This window comes from Natronomonas sp. (genome assembly GCF_046710025.1).
In the GTDB taxonomy this organism is placed as follows: Archaea; Halobacteriota; Halobacteria; order Halobacteriales; family Haloarculaceae; genus Natronomonas.
The window spans coordinates 1-4,668 of record NZ_JBKEGK010000205.1; the positions used below are offsets into that span (position 1 = coordinate 1).

At 61.8% G+C, this 4,668-nt stretch carries 6 protein-coding genes and 1 pseudogene; 3 read left to right on the forward strand and 4 right to left on the reverse strand.

Annotation, left to right across the window (positions count from 1 at the left end; all coding sequences use genetic code 11):
• Positions 1-507 (forward strand): annotated as a pseudogene (locus ACI944_RS11980) (hypothetical protein); the annotation flags it as partial.
• Between the two features lie 59 nt (positions 508-566).
• Here the strand turns inward: ACI944_RS11980 and ACI944_RS11985 are convergent.
• Positions 567-1,988: a hypothetical protein gene (locus ACI944_RS11985; RefSeq protein ID WP_411719280.1), complete on the reverse strand. Its 1,422-nt coding sequence runs from the start codon at positions 1,986-1,988 to the stop codon at positions 567-569.
• A gap of 180 nt (positions 1,989-2,168) precedes the next feature.
• Here ACI944_RS11985 and ACI944_RS11990 point away from each other — a divergent pair, with 180 nt between their 5' ends.
• A complete protein-coding gene (locus ACI944_RS11990; protein WP_411719281.1) occupies positions 2,169-2,399 on the forward strand; it encodes a hypothetical protein in 231 nt (76 codons plus the stop codon).
• Between the two features lie 17 nt (positions 2,400-2,416).
• Here ACI944_RS11990 and ACI944_RS11995 read toward each other — a convergent pair whose 3' ends face one another.
• From ACI944_RS11995 to ACI944_RS12005, 3 genes are all read right to left on the reverse strand, one after another.
• Positions 2,417-2,728, reverse strand: a complete 312-nt coding sequence (locus ACI944_RS11995) for a hypothetical protein (protein WP_411719282.1) — start codon at positions 2,726-2,728, stop codon at positions 2,417-2,419.
• A 44-nt stretch (positions 2,729-2,772) separates the two neighbouring features.
• A complete protein-coding gene (locus ACI944_RS12000) occupies positions 2,773-3,201 on the reverse strand; it encodes a universal stress protein (protein ID WP_411719283.1) in 429 nt (142 codons plus the stop codon).
• Between the two features lie 233 nt (positions 3,202-3,434).
• Positions 3,435-4,070, reverse strand: a complete 636-nt coding sequence (locus ACI944_RS12005) for a GNAT family N-acetyltransferase (RefSeq protein WP_411719284.1) — start codon at positions 4,068-4,070, stop codon at positions 3,435-3,437.
• A 51-nt stretch (positions 4,071-4,121) separates the two neighbouring features.
• On the opposite strand from ACI944_RS12005, the gene ACI944_RS12010 reads away from it, so the two are divergent.
• Positions 4,122-4,668, forward strand: a 547-nt coding sequence (locus tag ACI944_RS12010; RefSeq protein WP_411719285.1) for a class I SAM-dependent methyltransferase, incomplete at its 3' end; no start/stop codon positions are given.

Below are 4,668 nucleotides of genomic sequence, written 5' to 3' on the forward strand. Positions count from 1 at the left end.
GGGACACTGCGGTACGGGGAGCCGGTGAACGTCACTGTCCGTGATCGGGCGACCCCGAATATCAACCACACGATGGAACTGACACCATTTATATACGCCGACGGCGATACAGAAATCATCTATGCGGGTGGAGCGGTGATTCGATCCGAACCCGAGGGGTCAGTCATGCTACAAGAACCACCGTTCGTGCTCCGGTCCGATCGGACCGTGCTCCCGTTCGTTAGAACCACACGGGCTGGCGGGCAGACCAGCCTGACACGGGACGGAACTGTCAGAGTCGAGACGAGCCGGACGAACATAAATGCAACAACCCGCTCGGGACTGTCCGATGCGTCCCGGTTAGAACTAGTAGTCGAGTCCACGCACGAGACAGCTTGGGAGGAGTACCTCGAATCAGTCGCGGAGCGGGATAGCGACTGGAGTCTCGTCGACGACAACGTGCTCGAGTTCGAGACCGAGGCGGTTTCAATACCGCGGTTTCGCGTGTTGCTTCGGCTCGTAGATTGAGCGCCCGCCGGAGATGCGATCGATGTTACAGCGTCTATCGCGTATCCGGGCGAGTCGACTTATCGGAGATCAACTTCGACAGCGTTCTCGCTCACGTGGAGATATTTGACCGTATCGATGCCGAGATCGATTTCAAGCGACCTCATGTCACCGTCGTAATTGAAGTCTCCGTTCTTGAAACAAAAGTTTTCGACGACGATCGCGCCGGTCACCTCGGCGTTACCGCCTCCACAGCCGCTTCCATTCCCGTTTCCCTGATCGCCTTCGAAGTCGGTATTCGGCGCGTAAATTCCCCCGACGTACTCCGCCGCATTTATTTTGATGATCGAGACGTCCGAATGTGCGTACATGATGAACTGTTCCGGTTCACCGCCTGAATTGATTTTGTCGTTGCCGCCTGTCATCGAGAAGTCATCGTCAGTTTTCAAATAGACCGAAGCTGTCCCATCGCCAGTCACGTCGATATTGCCGGGACCGTCGACCCCGCCATCGGGGTCGTTGATGATCACCTCAACATCCCCAGCGCTCGTGTCGAGCGTGAGTTCCTCGAAATCGGAGGCGTTTTCAGTGTAATACGTCCCCGAGCCGAGTGTCTCGCCCCCGGCGAAGCCTGTACAACCGTTCGTGATACAGCTATCGATCCGGTTGTCTATCAGTTCACTCGCGGACGGAGGAAAAATCCCATTCTGGAACGACTCGATGTCCGCACCGTCGTCGGTGAATCGCCCGGCCGTCACCGCCGCTCCGAACGTCGGATCCAGCGGGACGGTCAGATCCACGACGACTGTTCCATCGTCGCCGCTCTCACAACTCTCTTCGATTCCACCCTGCGAACGTCTCTCGAAGAACGACTGCCATCCCCGACAGTACTCGCTTTCGACTTCGACGTACACCGTCCCGTTTGTGAGCGGATTGTCGAAATCGTCCTCGGAATCGTCCGGGTACCATTGCTGGGCCTCCGTATCCGAGCGAACCGTTCCACGGATATCGCCCGACGCCGCACCGCTACCGGTCACGTTTATAATCGGAAACGTCAGCGTCTCGGCGCGGTAGTGGAACTCAGGCGGCGAGAGCATCCGGCTAAAATCGCCCTGTCGCGCCCAGACGCCGCCGCCCTGATACGCGATCTCGCGGCCGTCGTTTTCGTAGACGACGGCCCCCATCGAAGTCTCTCTAACAGTTTCGTTAGTCCCGTTCCGTTGGATTTTCACATGAACGCGCCCGGCGTCCTCCCGGACGTCGACCTGACCCTGAGAGACTCGCCCCAACGAGAAGCGCTGGTGGCCGGACTCGCCCAACCCGACGAGGCTGGCCTTCGAGGAGAACGCCGACATCGAGTTCTCCATCTGGGAGTGCTCGGCGTCCGCGCGCGTGTCGTCAACCACGGCGCCGCCGACCGTGAGCAACGCCCCGACCGAAAGAATCGTCATCCCGAGGATGAGTATGACCCCAACGGGGTTTGCGACAGCACGGGTTGTCATTCCCGGGAGTTTGGCTTTGGCCGATAATGAACCCCCTGACCGACTCAACTCCCGAATCACTCGGAGTGAAGCTGCGTCCCCACGCACACATCACGACCGGCGGATGCGCCGTCGGCGTCCGTACCCACGGCCGTTTATACGCCCACGAGATTGAAGGGGGAGCCCCACGGGTGATAGTGTATGGACATCGATACGGACGAACTACTGGCGTCGCTCACCCCCCGCGAGGAGAACCCAGCGATCAAAACGTACCAGAACACGGTGTCGGTCGCCTGTCCGGCCTGTGCGGAGCCGTTTGATGACCTCGTCGTCTGTAAGCAGAACCCGACGAGCCTCAACCTCTCGAAACAGCTCGATCTCTGTGTCGGCGTTGAGGACGGACAGGCGTTCATTTTCACCCACAAACCCTGACGACGGACGGTCGGCTCTCAGTCGACGCTTTCGTCCTCTCTGTCGTCGCTACCTGCCGGTTCGTCGGCGGTCGGGTCATCCGATATTCTGTTCTCGCCTGCTGTCTCGCTTTCGTCCGCCATCCCGCTCCCGTCCGTCGTGCCATCGGCCCACGGCCCCACGTCGAAGAGGTGTCCGACGGTCCACCCGACCAGAAGCGGCGTCACGACGACCAATCCGCCGATGCCGACGTAGCGAACCGGCGGTGGCCGGAAGGCTAGGTATAAAAGATATGCCGCCCCCGCGAACGGCCAGGCGTCGTACAAGAGCAGCCGAAGGCGACCGAGCATACCTTATCGTTCGAGGGGCTAACCCTCAACGTTCCGGAGCGCGCCTACACGGTGAACACCGGACAGTCAGCGGTCCGTAGCACGCGGTCAGCGACGCTCCCGACCTGCGGCTTCTCTGACCCGCCGCTGCCGTGTTTTCCCATTACGATGAGGTCGGCATCGATCGACTCGGCGTACTCGACGATCTCCTCGTGGGGAAACCCACGGTCGAAGTACGTCTCGGCGTCGATGCCGTGTGCTTCGGCCTGCTCGATCAACTCCGTCAGTTCCGAGTCTGCCTCCTCTTCGAGTTCCTCGAGAGCGAGTTCGTAATTCGACAGCGCTGGTGTCGCGCCGTGCCGCGACTCGTCGATGATGCGAACGAAGTGAACGACCGCGTCGTTATCTCTCGCGATACCGAGACCATGTTCGATGCCCCGTTCGGCCGAGTGACTCCCGTCGGTCGGGATCAGGATCGTCTCGTATCCCACCATAATTGTGACCCCAACGCCGGGGTACAAGTGTGTGTCGATACCTATCACACAGGGCGCGAAGCGTCGATGATGAAAAAGGTTATATGTGGAAGCTATTCACATTCACCCGGTTTCCGGCGGACGGCACACATCCCTGTCCCGTCGTCGCGGCGGAAACCGGGCAGGCGCGGCCCGACGGCCGCGCGTTTTTGAGTTGAATGGCCCACGAGAGCACCCGCTTTGAAACGGATATGTCACTCAATAGGGGGCGGCGAACAGCCCCGCCGCCGTTCGAGGAACGTCCGCTCGGCCGCCGAGAGGTCCCGCGTCCGGTAGGCGTCGAGACCCTCCTGATACGTTGCCTCGGTGCGGTTCGCAGCCGGACCCACCGCGGGGCGTTCGAGGACGAGTTCGGCGATACCGGTCTTCTCGCCGGTGAATGAGAAGCCCGCCCGATAGAGCGCCTCGTAGGCAAAGGGGTTGTTCACCGCGATCCGGAGCCGGTCGTAGCCGCGATCGGCCCCACGGCGGGCGAGGAATTGACATAGCTGCGGGCCGAGGCCCTCACCTCTGCGGTCCTCTCTAACGGTGATATATCGAAGCCAGAGGACGTTCGGATCGGTCCGGTCCTCGTTGAACGCGACGGCGGCGAGGATGGCAGTGTCGTACTCCTCGGCCGCGTCGGAGGCGTGTTCAGGGGAGGTGGGTCGCTCCGGCGGCCCCGACGGCTTCGACGACCCCGAGGAATCGTCTCGTTCTTTCCGTTCAGCGCTCCGGATCACCGCTTTTCCGGTGTTCGACATCACGAACTTCCCGGCGTAACTGAACCGCCGGTGGTTGAGCCGGAGAGTCGGGCCGTCTTCCGGCCATCCGAGCAAACGCGGTTCCATGCCGTGCGCTCGGAGGGCAACGGAGTTATGCTCGGCGCTCGATCCCCGACCATGCGCTGGGACGTCCGGGCCTTCGATCTGTTCGCGCCGGTGTACGACCTGCTCATGCCGCCGACCGACGGGGTCACGCTTCGGAAGGGGTTCGCCACCGCTGACCGCGATATCAACCGGATTCTCGAGATTGGCGGCGGCTCCGGCCGGGTCGCCGACGAAATCGGGGCGACGGTCGTCGATCCGGCTCGGGGAATGGTTCGACAGGCACGACGACGGGGGCTCGAAACCGTCCGGGCAAGCGCGACTGACCTCCCGCACCCGGACGGATCCGTCGACGCCATCGTCGTGGTCGACGCGTTCCATCACTTTCCGGAGGGACAACGGTGTCTCTCGGAAATGGCCCGCGTCCTCGCGCCCGGGGGCGTCCTCGTGATCAGCGACTTTGATCGCGGAACGCGACTCGGGTGGGCGCTTGACCAGGCCGAACGGCTCGTCAGATTCGACTCGACGTTTTATACCGTCTCGGAGCTTGAGTCCGCGATCGCGTCGACCGGCCTCAGCGTGCGACCGATCGAGTACGGTTTCGAGACGACGGTCGCGGGCG

Excerpts from the sequence above, each read along its gene's own strand:
- ACI944_RS11995 (WP_411719282.1), bottom strand. The coding sequence starts at position 2,728 with ATGCTCGGTCGCCTTCGGCTGCTCTTGTACGACGCCTGGCCGTTCGCG.
- ACI944_RS12005 (WP_411719284.1), bottom strand. The coding sequence starts at position 4,070 with ATGGAACCGCGTTTGCTCGGATGGCCGGAAGACGGCCCGACTCTCCGG.
- ACI944_RS11990 (WP_411719281.1), top strand. The coding sequence starts at position 2,169 with ATGGACATCGATACGGACGAACTACTGGCGTCGCTCACCCCCCGCGAG.
- ACI944_RS12000 (WP_411719283.1), bottom strand. The coding sequence starts at position 3,201 with ATGGTGGGATACGAGACGATCCTGATCCCGACCGACGGGAGTCACTCG.
- ACI944_RS11985 (WP_411719280.1), bottom strand. The coding sequence starts at position 1,988 with ATGACAACCCGTGCTGTCGCAAACCCCGTTGGGGTCATACTCATCCTC.